At 43.6% G+C, this 18535-nt stretch carries 12 protein-coding genes and 1 pseudogene; 9 read left to right on the top strand and 4 right to left on the bottom strand.

What is annotated here, in order from left to right; translation table 11 throughout:
* Positions 1 to 144: 144 nt before the first annotated feature.
* Positions 145 to 357, bottom strand: a complete 213-nt coding sequence (locus V6252_RS00975) for a hypothetical protein (protein ID WP_238053175.1) — start codon at positions 355 to 357, stop codon at positions 145 to 147.
* A 275-nt stretch (positions 358 to 632) separates the two neighbouring features.
* Here V6252_RS00975 and V6252_RS00970 point away from each other — a divergent pair, with 275 nt between their 5' ends.
* The 5 genes and pseudogenes from V6252_RS00970 (at position 633) to V6252_RS00950 (ending at position 7964) form a co-directional block, all read left to right on the top strand.
* On the top strand, positions 633 to 2348 hold the full coding sequence (locus V6252_RS00970) for a DUF389 domain-containing protein (protein WP_341608922.1): 1716 nt from the start codon (positions 633 to 635) through the stop codon (positions 2346 to 2348).
* 154 nt (positions 2349 to 2502) lie between these two features.
* Positions 2503 to 5175, top strand: a complete 2673-nt coding sequence (gene alaS / locus V6252_RS00965) for an alanine--tRNA ligase (protein WP_341608921.1) — start codon at positions 2503 to 2505, stop codon at positions 5173 to 5175.
* 357 nt (positions 5176 to 5532) lie between these two features.
* Entirely contained in the window at positions 5533 to 6819 is a 1287-nt protein-coding gene (locus tag V6252_RS00960) for an aspartate kinase (protein ID WP_057759246.1), read from the top strand.
* 423 nt (positions 6820 to 7242) lie between these two features.
* Positions 7243 to 7410 (top strand): annotated as a pseudogene (gene csrA / locus V6252_RS00955) (carbon storage regulator CsrA); the annotation flags it as partial.
* A gap of 179 nt (positions 7411 to 7589) precedes the next feature.
* Positions 7590 to 7964, top strand: a complete 375-nt coding sequence (locus V6252_RS00950) for a HopJ type III effector protein (protein ID WP_057759243.1) — start codon at positions 7590 to 7592, stop codon at positions 7962 to 7964.
* Between the two features lie 131 nt (positions 7965 to 8095).
* On the opposite strand, the gene V6252_RS00945 is transcribed toward V6252_RS00950, so the two are convergent.
* Entirely contained in the window at positions 8096 to 8407 is a 312-nt protein-coding gene (locus tag V6252_RS00945) for a YeaC family protein (protein ID WP_102094259.1), read from the bottom strand.
* A gap of 55 nt (positions 8408 to 8462) precedes the next feature.
* Complete coding sequence (locus V6252_RS00940; RefSeq protein WP_179798759.1) at positions 8463 to 9467, bottom strand: NAD(+) kinase; 1005 nt, start codon at positions 9465 to 9467, stop codon at positions 8463 to 8465.
* 319 nt (positions 9468 to 9786) lie between these two features.
* Between V6252_RS00940 and V6252_RS00935 the strand changes: the two genes are divergently transcribed.
* Complete coding sequence (locus V6252_RS00935) at positions 9787 to 10509, top strand: Bax inhibitor-1/YccA family protein (protein WP_057759239.1); 723 nt, start codon at positions 9787 to 9789, stop codon at positions 10507 to 10509.
* Positions 10510 to 10628: 119 nt separating this feature from the next.
* Here the strand turns inward: V6252_RS00935 and V6252_RS00930 are convergent, their stop codons facing one another.
* Positions 10629 to 13442: a heavy metal translocating P-type ATPase gene (locus V6252_RS00930; RefSeq protein WP_341608920.1), complete on the bottom strand. Its 2814-nt coding sequence runs from the start codon at positions 13440 to 13442 to the stop codon at positions 10629 to 10631.
* Positions 13443 to 13879: 437 nt separating this feature from the next.
* On the opposite strand from V6252_RS00930, the gene mrcB reads away from it, so the two are divergent.
* The 3 genes from mrcB to prmA all read left to right on the top strand — a co-directional run bounded on the left by mrcB (position 13880) and on the right by prmA (position 18320).
* Positions 13880 to 16384, top strand: a complete 2505-nt coding sequence (gene mrcB, locus V6252_RS00925) for a penicillin-binding protein 1B (protein ID WP_425355834.1) — start codon at positions 13880 to 13882, stop codon at positions 16382 to 16384.
* 63 nt (positions 16385 to 16447) lie between these two features.
* Complete coding sequence (locus tag V6252_RS00920) at positions 16448 to 17260, top strand: tetratricopeptide repeat protein (RefSeq protein WP_341608919.1); 813 nt, start codon at positions 16448 to 16450, stop codon at positions 17258 to 17260.
* A gap of 133 nt (positions 17261 to 17393) precedes the next feature.
* Positions 17394 to 18320, top strand: a complete 927-nt coding sequence (gene prmA, locus V6252_RS00915; protein ID WP_341608918.1) for a 50S ribosomal protein L11 methyltransferase — start codon at positions 17394 to 17396, stop codon at positions 18318 to 18320.
* Positions 18321 to 18535 lie beyond the last annotated feature (215 nt).

The following is an 18535-nucleotide window of genomic DNA, read 5'->3' as shown; positions in this document are numbered from 1 at the left end:
TTATTGAATCTAGCTTCGATGCTAGTTAGCAGATATTTTTAATGATAAAAAAGACCTCAATATTGAGGTCTTTTTTTATTTGCTGATGGGCGGTTCCACTTTACATCGATAATACTACTTGTCTTTATATTTTACTGTTCGCCTTTATGTCTTATAGCCTTCCTCATTCCCAGTAATACTGCCAATTTTTTTGGTAAAGAATAATCCTGCAGGTATCGAAGCCAAAACACCCAATCCAACTGCTATTTGAATATGAAATATCTCATTGAACCCTGTAATGAGAGCACCAATCATAAAAAGTCCGATAGTCACGGTAGCTGCCATTGAGTAGATGACAGAAAATAAAGGCCAGTTCATAAGTTATTCCTTATCTTTATTGTGGATATAATATATTTAACCTTAATTCCACAAAAAAAGTAAGTATTTACCGTGAACCCTTGTAGCATCTATATTGAATGACTTTTGAATAAAAACCATGCTATTATTAAGGTTTTAGACTTAATCATAAGAAACATCAGTTCCTACTTCCATTTTCTCTCAACTCTTTTTTATATTTTCAAGAATCCCCTATATCCTTATCTATTTATCATTACAATAATGACTTTCTTTATCTACTAAGAACGCTATCTGCTATGTCCTCATCTGAAAAAAATACTGCGCCTAACTCAGTGGATCAAAATGATTCACCAATCATTACTGACGCCTCTCACAATCAAAACGCAACAAGTGACCCAGTAGTTGATGATGCCGCTGTAGACAATGATGAAAGCGAAGACAATCAACATAAACAATCGACTGATACAGATGACGAAGTAGACACTGAATGTGCGCAGCCACCTGACGCTGAGATAACCATGGAAACTATCAGTGACGATGTGGTCGTAGCAACCTTAGAATCGACAGAACCTGAGTCACAGTCAAATACTGAAGCATCAGAGAGTGTAGAATCAGAAACTATAGAAGCTAAAGAAAAGTCCGATTTCTTCCAGTCGGATACGGCGGAAACAACAGAAAAAAGTGCTCAAGATGATAGTGATGCTGAAGTAACGGTAGAAGCAGAAGACGATCTTGCTGATGACCTTGCTGATAACACAAATATCGCAGCACAGTCATCAGATAACAAAACAGCCAATCAACAAAAGACAAAAAATGCATCTAGTCGCGATGATAGCAATCAAAATAATGACTCAGAAGATGGTAACCAAAGTAAAGAAACCGATCTAGAAAACGAAAGTGACGAAGATGAGGTTCAAGAGGAAAAAGAAGCCAAACTTGAGTCTTACAAGCAATTTGTCGCCGAACAATTTAGTAATCAAAAAGTAGATTACCCAGAAGTACGGGTTAGGATTGAGGCAAACGCCCTGCCTAGCAAGATGTACTTCATCATGAACATCTTATCTGCCATCATTGCCAGTTATGGTCTAGTGACCAATTCAGCAGCCGTGGTCATCGGAGCGATGTTGGTTGCGATGATGCTAGGCCCTATCACGGGTATAGCGCTAGCGATTATCGATCACCGTATGCCACTGCTACGTAAGTCGCTCTTTACCGTCATCATCGGTGTCTCATTAGTGGTGCTGGTCGGCTTTATTGTTGGTTGGCTACATAAGGATCAACCGCTAACGGCAGAAATCCTATCACGTACCCAGCCTACTTCCATGGATCTGATGATTGCCTTAGCAGGTGGTACTGCTGGTGCTTATGCGATGGTATCTCCGCATCTTTCAGTCGCTGTTGTTGGCGTTGCGGTTGCCACAGCCTTGGTGCCACCACTGGCTGCTAGTGGTATCTTGCTCGCTAATGGCGAGATGCAGCTTGGGCTTGGCGCGCTGTTATTGGCAGCAACCAACATTCTTGCTATCCAGTTTACCAATGCGCTTGTATTATGGGTATTAGGCTTCCGTCGTTTGGTCGATGACGACTATAAATCCAATACCTATCTGACTTTTTTGCAGCGTAACGCGGTGACTTTATTACTACTTGGCGGCTTAGGTGCCTACTTAACCATCAACCTACAGACCAATGCCAAGCAGCAAGTATTTGAAAGTAGTGTAAAAGAAGCCATCAACAACTACTTTATCGATCAAGGCAATGTATTAACCAATACACAGTTTGATACCTCAGAAGAAAATCAAGTGGTGCGAGCAATCGTGCGTGGAGAGACTTTGCCGAGCTCATATGATGTTCGCCAGATTGAAACGCTCATTACCAATGATATGGCAGAGAATTTCCCAGAGTACTTGCCAATCAAGCTCCAATTACGCTATCTACCCGTGCAAGTGATTGAGTCCAATCCAACCACACAAGACAAATTGGATGAAACTGATGCGGCCATTTTGACCAATTAATCTTAATACTCTATAAATTAGGCAATGACTAGCATACGTATAATAACCTAGTAGTTATAACTCTTGTACCAAGAGCTTGGGCGTTTGTGCTAAAATCGCTTGCAAAATTATTTTATGTCATTTACTCAATTCTATCCGTCAGTAAGGAGCCGCTGTGAGCCAGCCATTTCGCTCAGCCGATATTCGCCAAGCCTTTATCGATTTTTTCATAAGCAAGCAGCACACCCAAGTTTCATCGTCTAGCTTGATTCCACATAATGATCCGACATTGCTATTTACCAATGCCGGTATGAATCAGTTTAAAGAAACCTTTTTGGGTATGGAACCACGTGACTATACACGTGCTGTAACCTCTCAAAAGTGTGTACGTGCTGGCGGCAAACATAATGATTTGGATAATGTCGGCTATACCGCCCGTCATCATACTTTCTTTGAAATGCTTGGCAACTTCTCATTTGGTGATTATTTCAAGCAAGCAGGTATCGAGTATATCTGGGAGTTTTTGACCTCAGATAAATGGTTAGCGATTGATAAAGATCGTCTCTATGTCACTATTTATGAGACTGACGACGAAGCCTTTGAGATTTGGAATAAAAACATCGGCATCCCGAGTGAGCGCATCATTCGTATTGGTGACAATAAAGGTGCTCCTTACGCTTCTGATAACTTTTGGACAATGGGTGACACTGGTCCTTGTGGCCCTTGTACCGAAGTCTTTTATGACCATGGCGCCGATATCGAAGGCGGCCTGCCAGGTACGCCAGAAGAAGACGGCGATCGCTATATTGAGATTTGGAACTGTGTATTCATGCAGTTCAATCGTCAAAAGGACGGCACACTATTACCACTGCCTGCACCTAGCGTCGATACAGGCATGGGGCTTGAGCGTATTAGTGCCATCATGCAAGGCGTTCATGGCAACTACGAAATCGATTTGTTTGTTCATTTGATGGATGCAGCAGCTGAAATCCTAGAGATCAATAATGAGCAACAATCATCACTAAAAGTCATCGCCGACCATATTCGTGCGGTAGCATTTTTGATTGCTGATGGTGTCACGCCAAGTAATGAAGGTCGTGGCTATGTATTGCGTCGTGTCATTCGTCGTGCGGTACGTCATGGCAACAAGCTTGGCGCTGATAGTGAGTTTTTCTATAAGATGGTAGCCCCTCTTGTGGCTGAAATGGGCAGTGCCTATCCTGAGCTACAAGACAAGCAGAGCGTCATCGAAAACGCCATTCAAAAAGAAGAAACACAGTTTGCTAAAACACTGGCACAAGGCTTACGTTTACTTGCCAGCGAACTTGAAGGCTTGCAAGATGGCGATACGCTATCTGGTGAAGCGGCATTTAAGCTTTATGATACCTATGGTTTCCCACTTGATTTGACCGCCGATATCACTCGTGAGCGTGGTATTGCTATTGATGAAGCCGAATTTGATGAGCATATGCAGGCACAACGTGAGCGTGCGCGTGATGCTGGCAAGTTTGATGTCGATTACAGCAGTGTCATCCAAGTAGAAACGCCAACGACATTTATTGGCTATGAGCAGCTTGAAGAAGACGGCGTGACTATTGACGCGCTTTATCAAGACGGCAACTCAGCAGACAGCTTAACAGAAGGCATGGAAGGCGTTGTGGTATTGGATCGCACCCCATTTTATGCTGAAGGTGGTGGTCAAGTTGGTGAGCTTGGTGAAATTCGTACAGCATCTGGCGTCTTTGAAGTGCAAGATACCAAAAAATCTGGTCAGGCGATTATCCATTATGGTGTCGTGACCATGGGTGATATCAGCACTAAGCAAACCGCTGAAGCACAAGTACTGTCCAGCATTCGTGCAGCCAGTGCAAAAAACCACTCGGCCACTCACCTATTGCACGCAGCGCTAAGAGAAGTATTGGGCGACGCAGTCACGCAAAAAGGCTCACTAGTCTCAAGCGAAGTGCTACGTTTTGACTTTGCTTACGATAAGCCTGTTAGCGCCGCTGAAATCATGCGTGTCGAACGTCTCGTTAATGAGCAAATTCAAGCCAACACCCCTGCCCTTATCGAGCATATGTCGATTGACGAAGCGATGAACCAAGGCGCTATGGCACTGTTTGGCGAAAAGTATGGCAGTGACGTTCGAGTCCTAACCATGGGTACAGACCGTATCATCGATGGTCAACGCAAGCCTTTTTCTATCGAGCTATGTGGTGGCTTGCACGTACAGCGTACGGGCGATATCGGTATGCTAAAAATCACCAGTGAGTCTGGTATTGCGGCTGGCATCCGCCGAGTTGAAGCCGTCACTGGCATGAATGCGGTCAAAAATATTCAGCAAAGCGAGCAACAGCTAAGTGAGTTGGCAAGTCAGCTGAAAGTAAAACGTCCTGAAGTGGCGCAGCGTGTGCGTACGATGGCAGATAAGCAACGCGACCTAGAAAAACAACTAGAGCGCTTAGAGCAAAAAATCGCCAGTGCTCAAGCAGCCAATCTACTTGATGATGTACAAACGATCGCAGGTACGCCAGTTCTTATCAGTACCTTAAGCGGTATCGATGGTAAGTCGATCCGTACGCTGATGGACGATATCAAATCAAAACTGCCTGATAGCGTGATTGTATTGATTGGTGATAAAGATGACCAGTTAGCACTCGCAGCGAGCGTCGCAAAATCTGTCACTGCCAAAGTGAAGGCTGGTGATATTATTCGTCATTTGGCAGGTGAGCTTGGCGGTAAAGGGGGTGGTAAGCCTGACTACGCACAAGGCGGCGCACCGAAGTCTGGCAACAGTACAGCGGTTATCAGCGCTCTACCTGCTTGGATTGAAACCCAGCTTAGCTAAACTAGTGAATATTAAACTCGCGAATATACTGGTATAGCGCTTCACAATGTCCCTTATATTTATCACATAGCTTTACTCTACTACGCATAGAATACGTGATTGGTTATAACTACTATAACCAATCGCCATACATCTAAGCGCTCCTGAGGCTTAAAGTTATGCGGTAGATATGGTATAAAGGTCAACGTTTGGGCATATTGTTCATTCCATAAGGTTGATAGATACCATTAGAAGAATGAAAAACCTAAAGGCATAACTCTTATCATCTGGCTTTATCTATACAAGCATTGACGAGCATCACATTGACTCTCCTCAATGACAATAAAAAGTCATTATTGAATAAATAGGTAGATTTTTATGGCGTTAATAGTACAGAAATACGGCGGCACCTCGATGGGCAGTATCGACCGCATCAAAAACGTCGCCAAACGAGTCAAACGCTGGCATGACAATGGTCATCAAGTGGTCGTCGTGGTCTCAGCCATGAGCGGCGAAACCAACCGTTTGATCGATCTAGCTCGCCAAATTAGTACGCAGCCTGATCCTCGCGAATACGATCAAATGGTCTCAACAGGTGAGCAGGTTTCTATCTCACTACTCGCTATGGCGATTAAAGAGCTTGGTATTGGTGCGCGTTCAATGACTGGTCGCCAAGTCGCGATTAAAACCGACAATGCCCATAACAAAGCCCGTATCGAAAGTATCGATGATAAAAACATACGTGAGCAATTAGATGCTGGCAATATCGTTATTGTGGCAGGCTTCCAAGGTATCGACGAAGAAGGCAACGCAACCACATTAGGACGCGGCGGTTCTGATACCACAGGTGTGGCGATTGCTGCTGCCTTGGGCGCTGACGAATGTCAAATTTATACCGATGTCGATGGTGTTTATACCACTGACCCTCGTGTAACCTCAAAAGCCAAAAAGCTTGAAAAAATTACATTTGAAGAAATGCTCGAAATGGCCAGTCTTGGCTCTAAGATTCTACAGATTCGCTCAGTAGAATTCGCTGGTAAATACGGCGTGCCGCTGCGTGTACTTTCTAGCTTTGATGAAAACACAGACGGTAGCTTTGACCAAGAATTTCAAGACAACGTGGGTACCCTAATTACGATAGACGAAGGAGACAATATGGAACAGGCAATCATCTCAGGTATCGCGTTCAACAGAGACGAAGCAAAAATCTTAGTACGCGGCGTGCCTGACCATCCTGGTATCGCCTCTGCTATCTTAAGCCCAATTGGTCGTGCTAATATCGAAATCGATATGATTGTACAAAACCTTTCGGATAACGGTACCACTGACTTTACTTTCACAGTTAACCGCACTGATTTAGATAAGACGCTAAAAGTACTTAACGAAGAAGTAAAAGATGAAATTGGCGCCAAAGAAATACTAGGCAACAGTGAAGTCGTCAAAGTATCATTGGTTGGTGTTGGCATGCGTTCACACGCTGGTGTTGCTAGTCTTATGTTCCAAACGCTGGCTGAAAACAACATCAATATCCAAATGATTTCAACCAGCGAAATTAAAGTGTCGGTTCTGATTCAAGATCAACACTTAGAAAAAGCCGTTAAGTCATTGCACACGGCATTTGGCCTAGATCGTGAAGACGGCGAAAGCAAAATCGCTGGGCTATAAGACACAAAAACTGTTAAAATATAGCATTAGCATTGATGGTTATCTATTAACTGCTATTAATTACTTTATAAAGTATGTAGATAAACAGTATTTAAATTAATAGCGTTTGAATTAATAGTATCCAAATAAATACAGTACTTAAATAAAATAGGATCTTTTTAGGTCCTATTTTTATTTTTTAGCATAGTTGAAATGAGCATTTACCTAATAGTTTTGTGAAAAACCGTGACAGTATCTGTTATGCCGCCTATAATGGGGCTTTCATTTGGGCTAAATGAATCTACCTATCATTACCGCTATTGGCACGATATCGAGCATCGTGATAATGGTTATATTGCATGTTTGGTGCTGCGGTAATGTTCTGCAATTGAGAAGTAATCTGATGAGTAATAATTTGTTGATGCGACATAAGGAGTGTGACGCATGTTAATTTTGACACGCCGCGTGGGCGAAACGCTAATGATTGGCGACGAAGTAAGTGTGACGGTTCTAGGCGTCAAAGGCAATCAAGTACGTATCGGTGTAAACGCACCTAAAGATATTGCAGTACACCGCGAAGAGATTTATCAACGTATTCAGCATGAGCGTTCTGTACAGTCGCAAATGCAGCATCTTGAGCAAGGCAACTTTTCGCCTTCGTTTGATGACGAAGACTACTTTAATCGCTAAGCTAGCTAAATTATAATGCTGAACGCTCAACGGCTATTATCATCATTGAGCACACATAAATATTATATTGTTTTTTTAATCTGCTCTGAGGTCATTTATTTATGAGTATCCGCCAATCAGATGTATCGGCATTACTCAATGGTTTGAACAAAAAAGCCATTGGATTCAATGATGTCATCAGCTTTATCGATGATTTTTATCGCTATGCACCTGCCCCTTTTGTAAATGGGATGGTACATAATGCAGCCGGTGAGAACGAAGGTAGCGCAAAGATTTTTGGTTTTGCTAAGCACCATGGCCTGAACCAATTGGACACGCTTAAGCTATTTGGCGAACATTATGCCAAAGTTCAAGCAACGCCTAACGGTACCGATCATGCCAATATCCGCAATTTTTTACATTGGGGCTGGCAAGGGTTTTTGATGCAAAAGAACCCGTTAACGGTTCGTCCTAGTGTCGATACGACTGCCATTTAATCGTTTATAGTGATTAAGCTATTTCTGATGATTTGATCATTGATAAAGTAAAAAAAGCCACGCTATATAGCGTGGCTTTTTTATGATAATTGTCTTTATAACAACCATTATGGACTTACTTATTTGTAGATCTATTTATCACGAAACTTAACAGGCTGTACCGCGCCTTTAGGATTTGGCATATTAGGGTAGTGATGCTCGTGCTCGACATCACATTCAGCGCCAACGACAGTACCATCGTCTTTTACGGGTTTATGAATATAACCTGTACGCTCAGCTGGCGGCAGATGCTCATGTTCCCATACCATCACAGCTTGCATACAAGTCTCACGCTGCTCAGCGGTAATCTTACGACCGTCAGGCCATTTACCTAGCTCAATCGCCATACGAAATTTATCAACCACTTCGGGCGTTAGACTTGCTAGTATTGTTTGTTTATCCATCTTGCCTACTCTCCACTACCATTTTTTATATCATATTTGGGTCTAATAGATACGCTTATTCATCGTCTATAATATCATCATCGACATCAAGACTGAATTCTTCGGCATGTACGTTCCAGTGCAGCTTTGTACGGCAGGCCTCATAAAAGTCAAACCCAGGCGGGTGCAACAAAGTAAGCTTATCAGGATGCTTACGAATATGTAAGCGCTGCTCTTGCTCAAGTGGCACGCTTGGCTTACCGTCCGCACTCACCATTGGCTGAGTACGATTGTCTTCGTGGATACGAATACAGACCTCACTATTACCGCTGACTACAATCGGTCTGCTAGATAACGTATGGGGATGCATCGGCACCAGACAAATAGCATCCATACTCGGATGAATGATTGGACCGCCACCTGATAAAGCATAAGCAGTAGAACCAGTTGGGGTTGCCGCTATCAAGCCATCACTATGCTGTCTATAAACGTCATGTCCATCAATTTTCATCTGAAAATCAATCATATGTACGGATTTACCAGCATGCAGTACGATGTCGTTCAGCGCCATATCTTCATGGATAATTTTGCGCCCTTCTCTTATCTCCATCGTCAATAAAAACCGATGGTCCAGTTGATAGTCTCCCATCAATACTTGGCGTAACTTAAAGGCAGCTTCATCAGGTTTTACATCTGCTAAGAACCCTAAACGACCACGGTTAACCCCTAATACAGGTACACGGTAGCGTGCTAGCGCTTCAGCGGCATGTAATATCGAACCATCACCGCCGACCACAATAACCAAATCACAAATCTCACCAATCAAACCACGTTTGACGATTTTGACTCTTTCTATATCTGTGAGGTCAAGCGTTGGTAAATTGGCTGTTTGTACATCCATTATCAAGGTCAAATTCATGTCATTGACGGTTTGGGCAATCTGTACCAAGCTTTGAGTGACACTACGTTTACCAGCACGGCCCATTAGACCAATACGCCTAAAGGCAGGGTTTTTAATAGCGTGGAATAGCTCTGATTCATGTAAGTGTGGCAATCTTGCTGACTGCGCTGAGTTTTCCATAAAACGACTCGGTATAACGGTGAAGTACAAGTTAATGATAGCGATAAATGCGCGCTTAGACTAGCATGTTTATGAATTATCGTTGTTAACTGTCGTAACTGACCCCATATATAAGCTATCGAATGTTTTACTTAGTCAGATCTTTCTGTTCAGTTTTTCAATTAGCGTATTGAGCGATACAGTAGCCCGATGCGCTAGCCAATGAGCAGCTTGAGGTTGCACCGCAGCAGTTGTCACGCAAACACAGTTGACAATAATGGCGGTTTTGCTAAAGTAACTAACATCACTATTTTTATATTTTATTATTAAGGACTTATGTATGGCCAATCCTATTGTCAGTCGCGCAGAACTTGCGATCGGCGGTAATCCAATGACGGTCAAGGGCGTAATTCAAAAGACCAGCTTGTTACTTGGTTTATCAGCCATTACTGGTGTGGGCTTTTTCTTTTATGCGCTTATGGCAGGTTTATCGCAAGGTTTTATTACGATGGCAGCCTTTGGTAGCATGATTGCTGCGTTTGTTCTGGCTCTTTTTATTACCTTCAAGCCACAAAAAGCAAAGACTTTGGCAGTGCCTTACGCCTTGCTAGAAGGTATATTTTTGGGCGGCATCTCATTATTTTTCATGAGAATGTATCCAACAGTACCAGTCACTGCAATGTGTGCAACTTTCGTCACAGCTGCGGTTATGCTGGGTCTATATCGTTCAGGTTTAGTTAAGGTTACTGAAAAGTTCCGCTCTATCGTGACCTCGGCGGTTATTGCCATTATGCTTGTCTATGTAGCACAGTGGGTACTTTCTCTAGCGTTTGGTTCATCACTACCGTTCCTATTTGAAGGTGGCGCTATCGCTATTGGCTTTAGCTTATTTGTCATCGTTATCGCTTCTTTCACCTTGCTATTAGATTTCGATAATATTGATCGCGGTGTTGCGATGGGTGTGTCTGAAGATTACGAGTGGTTGTTCAGTATTGGTATTCTTGCGACCCTAGTCTGGATGTATATCGAATTTATGCGTCTATTAAGCTATCTACAAGACTAATTGTAAGAGCTATCTAACAGTATCTCTGTATAGAAAAAACCGCCTTTCATTTGATGCAAGGCGGTTTTTTTATGGGCAAACTTTACAGACCTGTTTATATTAAATGCTTTTTAAAGAGACTAAGCACGTTTTAAACGCAATGCATTTAACACGACAAATAGCGAACTGAGCGACATACCAATTGCAGCGAGCCACGGTGGTACATAGCCTAAAGCCGCTGGTATCAGGACGATACTGTTGTAAGCGAGCGCCCAGCGGAAGTTTTGCTTGATAATACGTTCCGTCTTATCAGAGATGCGTTTAGCCGCAGTGATGGCTTCGATTTGTCCGTTTAAGATAATACTGTCACTGGATACTTGTGCTAAGTCTGCCGCACCTGCAATTGAGGTCGACACATCTGCCGCTGCTAACACTGGTGCATCGTTAATGCCGTCACCTACCATCAGTACCACGGCACCGTTGGATTGTAATTGCTGAATATGATTGACTTTATCAGTCGGTGATAGTCCATTATACGCAGATTGCATTCCTAAACTTTTAGCCATGACTAGCGCTTGCGGGCTTGGATCACCTGTCAACATAACAGACTCGATACCTAGTCCTTTGAGCGTATCGAGCATCGACTGCGCACTATCACGTACCTTATCATTGAAATAAAAACATGCCAGCGCCTGCCATGTTTTGCTATCAGTATTTTGATAAGACAATACTACTGCTGAGTTGGCTCGCTGAGCTACTAGATCGATGGGTAAGTCATCGTTTGCATCTATATCATTGGCGCTATTATCTGTTCTGTCTAACGCAAAGTCCTTGTGACCGATTCGATATACAGTGCCATCAATCATGGCTTCTACACCGCCTGCTGGGTAATGCTGTACGGCTTGCGTCGATGGTAGATGTAACTGATAGGCCGCCGTCAGTAACGCATGGGCAATTGGATGACGACTCCCTACTTCTAGTGCAGCTGCAATTGCTAACAGTGTATCTTTTTGCGCTGTTAATGATAAATCGTCAGTTTCGGTCTGGCTTTTTGGTGTGATTAACTCAATATTCAATAAATTTGGCTTACCATAAGTCAGCGTACCCGTCTTATCAAAAGCAACATGCGTGATTTCAGCTAGCGTTTGTAATGTATGTCCACGCGTCGTCAAAAAACCATAGCTAGCCAGACGATTGGTTGAGACGGTTAAGGCAATCGGTGTCGCTAACGACAGAGCACAAGGACAAGTAGCCACTAAGACTGCCACGGTTGCCCAAATGGCTTGGCTTGGATCAACGAGATACCAGCCGACAAATACCAAGACTGACAGCGCCAAAATGCGTGCGACAAACCAACGTGCTAGCTTATCTGCTTGCTGCGCCAATTTGGGTTTTTCGCTCATGGCACGATTCATCAATCGATCAATTAAACCTATCTGGCTGTCTTTTGGCAATGCTGTGACTAGCATCTCAAACGGCTGGCTATCATTTTGTGCACCGCCGACGATGTAATCACCTTGGGATTTGATGATTAAATCACCTTCGCCGGTCAGTAGACTTTGTGACACCGTTGCAGTAGAGCTTAGCAAGATACCATCACTGATAATCTCAGAACCTGCCTCAACCAAAATAATATCACCCACTTGTAAACTATGAGCGGTGACCATTTGCTTTGACTCTATATCGCCTTCGGGTTGTGATTGCGCATTCTGTTGATTGCGTGACTGCTGCCAGTCTTGAGCGATACGCAATGTGAGCTGATAAACATTGGCGTCCATACGCTGCATAAAATCAGGCATCGGCTCTACTGTAGCCGACTCACCTTTAGTAGTTTCATTTTCAGTAAGCTCGCTTTTAATAAGCTCATCTTGTTGAGACGTATTTTCTTTTAGCAGTTGTAACATATGCTCGGCAGCTGTTTTGTCTTCAGCGACTTTTTGTACTAATACCGGCTCAACCACGACCAAATCATTAGCCATAGTGGCGGCTTTTAGACGTGCGTTATGCTCGATATAACGCCCTGCTAGCAAAAAGAAAATAAACATACTGACCGAGTCATAGTATGTCTCCCCTTGCCCAGTGATGGTAGCGTAGAGACTGGCAAAGAAAGTAATAATCAACGCAAGACTGACGGGCACGTCCATATTGACTTGGCGGGCACGAATCGCTGACCATGCGGAGGTAAAGAAAGGAATACCAGCATAGAAGAAAACAGGCGTACTCACAAATAAAGATACCCAACGCAAAAAGTCACGTTGAAATATTAACATGTCGCTATATTCACCAAAATAAAGCGCAACTGCATACATCATCGCTTGCATCGAACCTAGTGCAGCGATGCCGAGACGCAATAGCATTTGATTATTATGACGTGCCAGCATGGCTTCGTGAGTATCTTGGCGATAAGGCTTGGCTTCGTAGCCGATTTCGTTGATGACCGCTAAAATGCGACTGATGGGTAATTTGTTTTCATCCCAAATGACCCGCATACGCTGGTTGGTCAAATTTACCTGACATTTACCAATACCCTCTAGCTCATCGAGACGCGACTCAATCAGCCAAGTACAGGCAGCACAGCGTAAGTTATTAACAGACAGCTCTGCTACTGACATGCCATCTTGCGCGTAAACGAACTGTGATTTTATCTCGTCATGATCGTATACCTCGAGACGTGTCAGCTGAGTTGGCAAACTTGCCGTACGATTAATTTCCGATCGGTCAAGATAATACTGCTCAAGACCAGCCTCTACAATGCTTTGGGCAGCTAACTGACAGCCCATACAACACATCTCTCGTGACTGACCTAATATCTCAGCATAAAACGGTGGCTGAGGTACGGGATCACCACAGTGGAAACAGTGATCAGCCAGCGGAAGCACTAATCCTTCGATGATAGAAATGTCTTCATAAGAATGATTGGTAGCAGATGATACTGATGATGGGATACTAGACATAGTCGCGCTTACTTCCTTTGACAGGCTTGCTTAAAATGCATTCATTTAAAGCAAACTTGCTCTTATTGACTGTAGTGTACGTCATGCAATAGAGCCGTTTTTAATCACATGAATATTACTACTGCTAGTAGCATAGTATTAATAACAAACGGCTAATAGCAAACAATTAGCAACAGCGAATTCATACAAAATACATCGTGAGGGCAATCGTAAATTGTTATCTTATATGGCGTTTATCTACCAGATTGAAAGTGACTGACGCTTTATTACAAGTATCGGTATTTTAATAGGGATTATACTATAAGCCGTCGCTATGAGCAGTACCATCACTCATGGTCTACGACCAATAAATGCCTGCGTTGACGATGATAGATTGAAAAATTTGTCAATTTGCGTCATTATGAGGCAGTTTTTTATCCAAAAATGGTGCGACATCCGTGCAAAAACCTAATTACAAGTTACCAAATACCAAGTTATCAGCGTCATCTAAGTCTGCTATGCACACGCTACCCTCGCAGCAGCGCGGCTTGGTCTTTAGTAGTCTGCTATTAATTATCATCATCGCAGGCATGGTGCTGTTGGCGCTATATTTGATCAAGCTTGATCGCACCATTACTCATAAGTTTGAGGGTAAGCGCTGGGACATTCCAGCCAAAGTGTATTCGCAGCCGCTTGAGCTGTATCAAGGTGCCAATGTCGATAGAGATACAATGAAGACATGGCTAGAGTTGCTTAACTATCAAAGCAATAAAGCTTATGACCGCACAGGTACCTATCATCGAACAGGTAATACTTACTTTATTCACACGCGCGGCTTTACGTATAGTGCTAATGATAAAGATGCCGAACAAGTCATCAAAATGACGATTTCTGGCAATAAAGTAGAGTCTATCCAAAGTACTCTACCTGCCAAAAGCGGCATCATTCGTCTAGAGCCTGTCAATATCGGTGGTATCTATCCAGACAGCAATGAAGATCGGATGGTTGTGTCTTTGGACGAAGTGCCTCAGCCGTTAATTGATGCCCTTATCGCTACCGAAGATCGCGCGTTTTATGAGCATAAAGGGGTATCGGTACGTGGTATCGCCCGTGCCGTAATCAATAACTTTACTGGTGGTGCCAGACAAGGTGGCTCGACCATCACCCAGCAGCTGATCAAAAACTTTTACCTCAATTCAGATCGCACTATCAAACGCAAAGCCAATGAAGCATTGATGGCCGTGCTACTTGAGCTGCACTACAGCAAAGATGAAATTTTGCAGACCTATTTGAATGAGATTTATCTGGGTCAAAATGGCAATCGCTCTATCAATGGTTTTGGTTTGGCTTCACAGTTTTATTTTGACAAACCTCTTAATGAGCTGCGCTTAGATCAGCAAGCGATGCTGGTTGGTATGGCAAAAGGCCCGAGTATCTACAACCCTCGTCGTAATCCAAATGACTCAAAAGCACGCCGTGATGTGGTGCTTAATAACATGCTGACCATGGGCACACTGAGCCAAGAAGACTACGACAAAGCCTTAAAACAACCGCTTGGCATCGTGGATAAGCCTGCTGAAGGCAAAAGTCAGTTCCCTGACTTCTTAGATATTGTTAAACGTGAGCTAAATACCGTTTATTATTCTGACGATCTCAAGAACGAAGGTCTGATTATTATCAGTACCTTAGACCCTATCGCTCAATTGGCCGCAGACAAAGCCGTTGATAGAAAACTTGGTGAGCTGCGCCGTAACAGTAGCAAAACTAAAGATTTACAAGGCGCGTTAGTGAGTGCCAACCCTGAGACTGGCGAGCTAGTATCTGTCGTGGGTAGTGGTAGTGAATTTACAGGGTTTAACCGCGCGGTCGATGCCAAACGCCAAGTTGGCTCGTTGCTGAAGCCTATCATTTATATGACTGCGCTTGAGAGCGGTCGTTATAACTTGGCCAGTTCAGTAGATGACTCCCCTATTACGGTCAATCTAAACGACGGTACTGACTGGAACCCTAAAAACTACGACAACAGGGATCATGGCTATGTACCATTTACCACGGCATTGTCTCAATCGTATAACCAAGCAGCAGTACGCTTAGGTATGGAGTTCGGTGTTAATACCTTTGCTAAGCAATTACAGCGCATGGGTATCAAAGAAAAAATCCCACCTTATCCATCAGCATTACTAGGCTCAGTTAATTTGAGCCCAATGGATATGCTTGGTATTTACCAAGTATTTGCCACTGGTGGTTTCCGTACGCCTATTCACAGTATCCGTACTGTTATTGATGATCGTGGCCGTATTTTACAGCGTACTGGGCTTAACACTCAGCGCAGTATTCCACCTGAAACCAACTTTTTGACCAACTATGCATTACAGCAAGTCGTCTCAAATGGTACGGCCAGACGCGCCCAATCGCTCGGCAGTAATTTAAACCTAGCCGGAAAAACGGGGACGACAAATGACTACCGTGATGCTTGGTTTGCAGGCTATAGTGGCAACTATGTAAGTGTCGTTTGGGTTGGTCGTGATGACAATAAACCGATTGGTTTGAGTGGTGGTACTGGCGCCTTACCAGTTTGGGTAGATTATATGAAACGCCTAAAATTGACTCCAGTTGCCCTACCAGAGCCAGAAGGTATCGAGTGGTTATGGTTAGAGAATAACTCAGGTAAACTGTCTAATGAACGCTGTGCGAACGCTCGCTACCTGCCAGTAATGTCAGCTCATTTACCAGAAGAAGCTAGCAGTTGTGCGCTAAGCCTGTATCAGCAAGATCGCGCTCGTGAACAGACACAGTTTCAGAACCAGCAAGGTGATATCAATCAACAACGTCGCCGCGAAGGTTTAGAGATTCCAAATGGCGAAGCTGTTGAGTCTGATGAGGCAGAAGGTAGCAGTGAGCAAAATGAAGGCGATGAAAACCGTGCTGATACTTGGTATGACCGCGCTGTTGAATGGTTCTAGCTGTTGAATGGCTTTAATAGTGTTTTTGGTATTTAGCTTTTAATATTTAAAAAAGGTTTTAACATGATGGTGTCATCTTTACGGACAACTACTTCAGTAAAACAAACCATAGTGCTATGGCGTAATAAAATTACGTCAAGCAATACCTTACTTGCAGGCAGCGCGATCATTGGCATGCTCAGCCTAAGTGCTTGTCAGACGGCCCCTAGCACATCGCCCACAGTGCAAACCACGCCTGTTCAAACATTACCAACGTCACAACCGACCGTGCCATCAACGACAACTGCTCAAGCGCCTATCACGGAAGCAAATGATCAAAGCAACTACCCAACCGAGCCTTACGATGCAGTTGAACAGTCCGAAACACCAAATCCGTTAACGCAAGAGACCCCTGTATTTACGCCTCCTGCACCAGAAGTGACGCAGCCTGACCCTATTATCATTGCGCCTTCTCGTAATGACTATATAATCTCTGAACCATCAGTACCGTCGCATAATGAGCTACTTGAGCACGCTAGAAGAAACTCGCAGCAACGTACTCAACAATCTGCCAGCAACAATAGTAATCTACCTGCATTTCGCAATTTGATGCAAGTAGGTATCAGTCAGTTGAAAGCGGGCAATCTAACCAATGCCGAGAGCAGCTTTACCCGTGCACAGCGTCTAGCGCCTAAGTCATCGGCGGTATATTTCTACTTGGCACAAGTAGCATTAAAAAAGAACCAACCTCGTAAGGCAGAAGCGATGGCACGTCGTGGTCTTAGCGTCTCTCATGATAGCAATCGTAGACGAGCACTATGGCAAGTTATATTGCAATCAGGACAAGCTCAAGGTAACTCACGCGTGGTCAATGAAGCAAAACAAGCACTACGCTAATAGCTGATATCTACACATTTCAGATTCATTAGTTAAAACATCTATATACAGCATGCATTTCATTGTATGTAGATTCATCTAGGGCATTCCCTAACACCTACATTTATTTTTATTTCCGCTTAAGGTTATCTTTATGGCATGGCAACAACTGCATTTACAATGTGAAAAATCAAACGTCGACTTGGCTGAAGCGCTTTTATTAGAGGCAGGTGCATTATCAATCGCTTTAGACGATGCTGGCGATCAACCTTTGTTTGAGCCACTTCCAGGTGAATCACCGCTGTGGGATGAGGTGATACTAACAGGATTGTTTGATGCGACTACTGATGCTGGTAGTCGTCAAGCGGTTGAGCAATTAAGTCATGAAATTGCTGCACAAGTACAGGCTACTCGTATTTGGCTAACGGCTGTTGATGATAAGGATTGGGAGCGCGAGTGGATGAGCAACTATCACCCTATCGAATGCGCTAATGACTTATGGATTGTGCCTGACTGGCTAACGCCGCCTAACCCTAAAGCCACCAATATCATTATGGATCCAGGCTTAGCATTTGGTACTGGCTATCATGCTACGACTCGCCTGTGCCTAGACTGGCTAACAGAGCAAGACCTAACAGACAAAGTGGTTATCGATTATGGTTGTGGTTCAGGCATTCTAGGGATTGCTGCTTTGCTATTGGGTGCACGTCAGGTATATGCAGTCGATATTGACCCGCAGGCAGTACTTGCTACCAATCAGAATGCGGTACGCAACAATGTAGGCGATCGTTTGCAGGCATTTTTGCCAGAAGAATTTACAGAGTATTGCGCGCAACATGACATTTTGCCTGTAGAAGTGATTGTTGCCAATATTTTAGCGAAGCCGCTTGTTGGTTTAGCACCTTACTTTGCGACACTGATTGCGCCAAAGGGCCGTATTGTATTAGCAGGTTTGATTGAGTCACAAACCGAGCAAGTCACTGAAGCTTATCAGCCATATTTTGCACTGGATCCTAAGCATGCTTTTACTGCGCAAGAAGACCAACATTGGCAACGTTTATCAGGTACATTTACCAGCTAGCAACATTTAATTACATCTGTTACGATAGAGGGCAGTCAAATGTTATGTGTTTGACGCCACTCTGTCTTTGCCCATAATTCATCGAAATTTAAAAAGTACAATGAGTATTGTGGGCAGCTATTGGTGAGTGGCTAAGCGGTATTGATAACCATACTTTTTTGGATTCGCCTCTATGACCACACCAATAAAAACCCAATGCCCCCTTTGTCAAGCTT

It is taken from the genome of Psychrobacter proteolyticus (assembly GCF_038155145.1).
In the GTDB taxonomy this organism is placed as follows: domain Bacteria; phylum Pseudomonadota; class Gammaproteobacteria; order Pseudomonadales; family Moraxellaceae; genus Psychrobacter; species Psychrobacter proteolyticus_B.
This window is presented reverse-complemented; position numbering and strand designations above follow the sequence as displayed.

What these genes read in the sequence shown, in the direction of transcription:
- V6252_RS00945 (WP_102094259.1), bottom strand. Translation starts at nt 8,407, where the DNA reads ATGGATAAACAAACAATACTAGCAAGTCTAACGCCCGAAGTGGTTGAT.
- V6252_RS00930 (WP_341608920.1), bottom strand. Translation starts at nt 13,442, where the DNA reads ATGTCTAGTATCCCATCATCAGTATCATCTGCTACCAATCATTCTTAT.
- V6252_RS00950 (WP_057759243.1), top strand. Translation starts at nt 7,590, where the DNA reads ATGAGTATCCGCCAATCAGATGTATCGGCATTACTCAATGGTTTGAAC.
- V6252_RS00970 (WP_341608922.1), top strand. Translation starts at nt 633, where the DNA reads ATGTCCTCATCTGAAAAAAATACTGCGCCTAACTCAGTGGATCAAAAT.
- V6252_RS00960 (WP_057759246.1), top strand. Translation starts at nt 5,533, where the DNA reads ATGGCGTTAATAGTACAGAAATACGGCGGCACCTCGATGGGCAGTATC.
- V6252_RS00935 (WP_057759239.1), top strand. Translation starts at nt 9,787, where the DNA reads ATGGCCAATCCTATTGTCAGTCGCGCAGAACTTGCGATCGGCGGTAAT.
- V6252_RS00920 (WP_341608919.1), top strand. Translation starts at nt 16,448, where the DNA reads ATGATGGTGTCATCTTTACGGACAACTACTTCAGTAAAACAAACCATA.
- V6252_RS00975 (WP_238053175.1), bottom strand. Translation starts at nt 357, where the DNA reads ATGAACTGGCCTTTATTTTCTGTCATCTACTCAATGGCAGCTACCGTG.
- V6252_RS00940 (WP_179798759.1), bottom strand. Translation starts at nt 9,467, where the DNA reads ATGGAAAACTCAGCGCAGTCAGCAAGATTGCCACACTTACATGAATCA.
- prmA (WP_341608918.1), top strand. Translation starts at nt 17,394, where the DNA reads ATGGCATGGCAACAACTGCATTTACAATGTGAAAAATCAAACGTCGAC.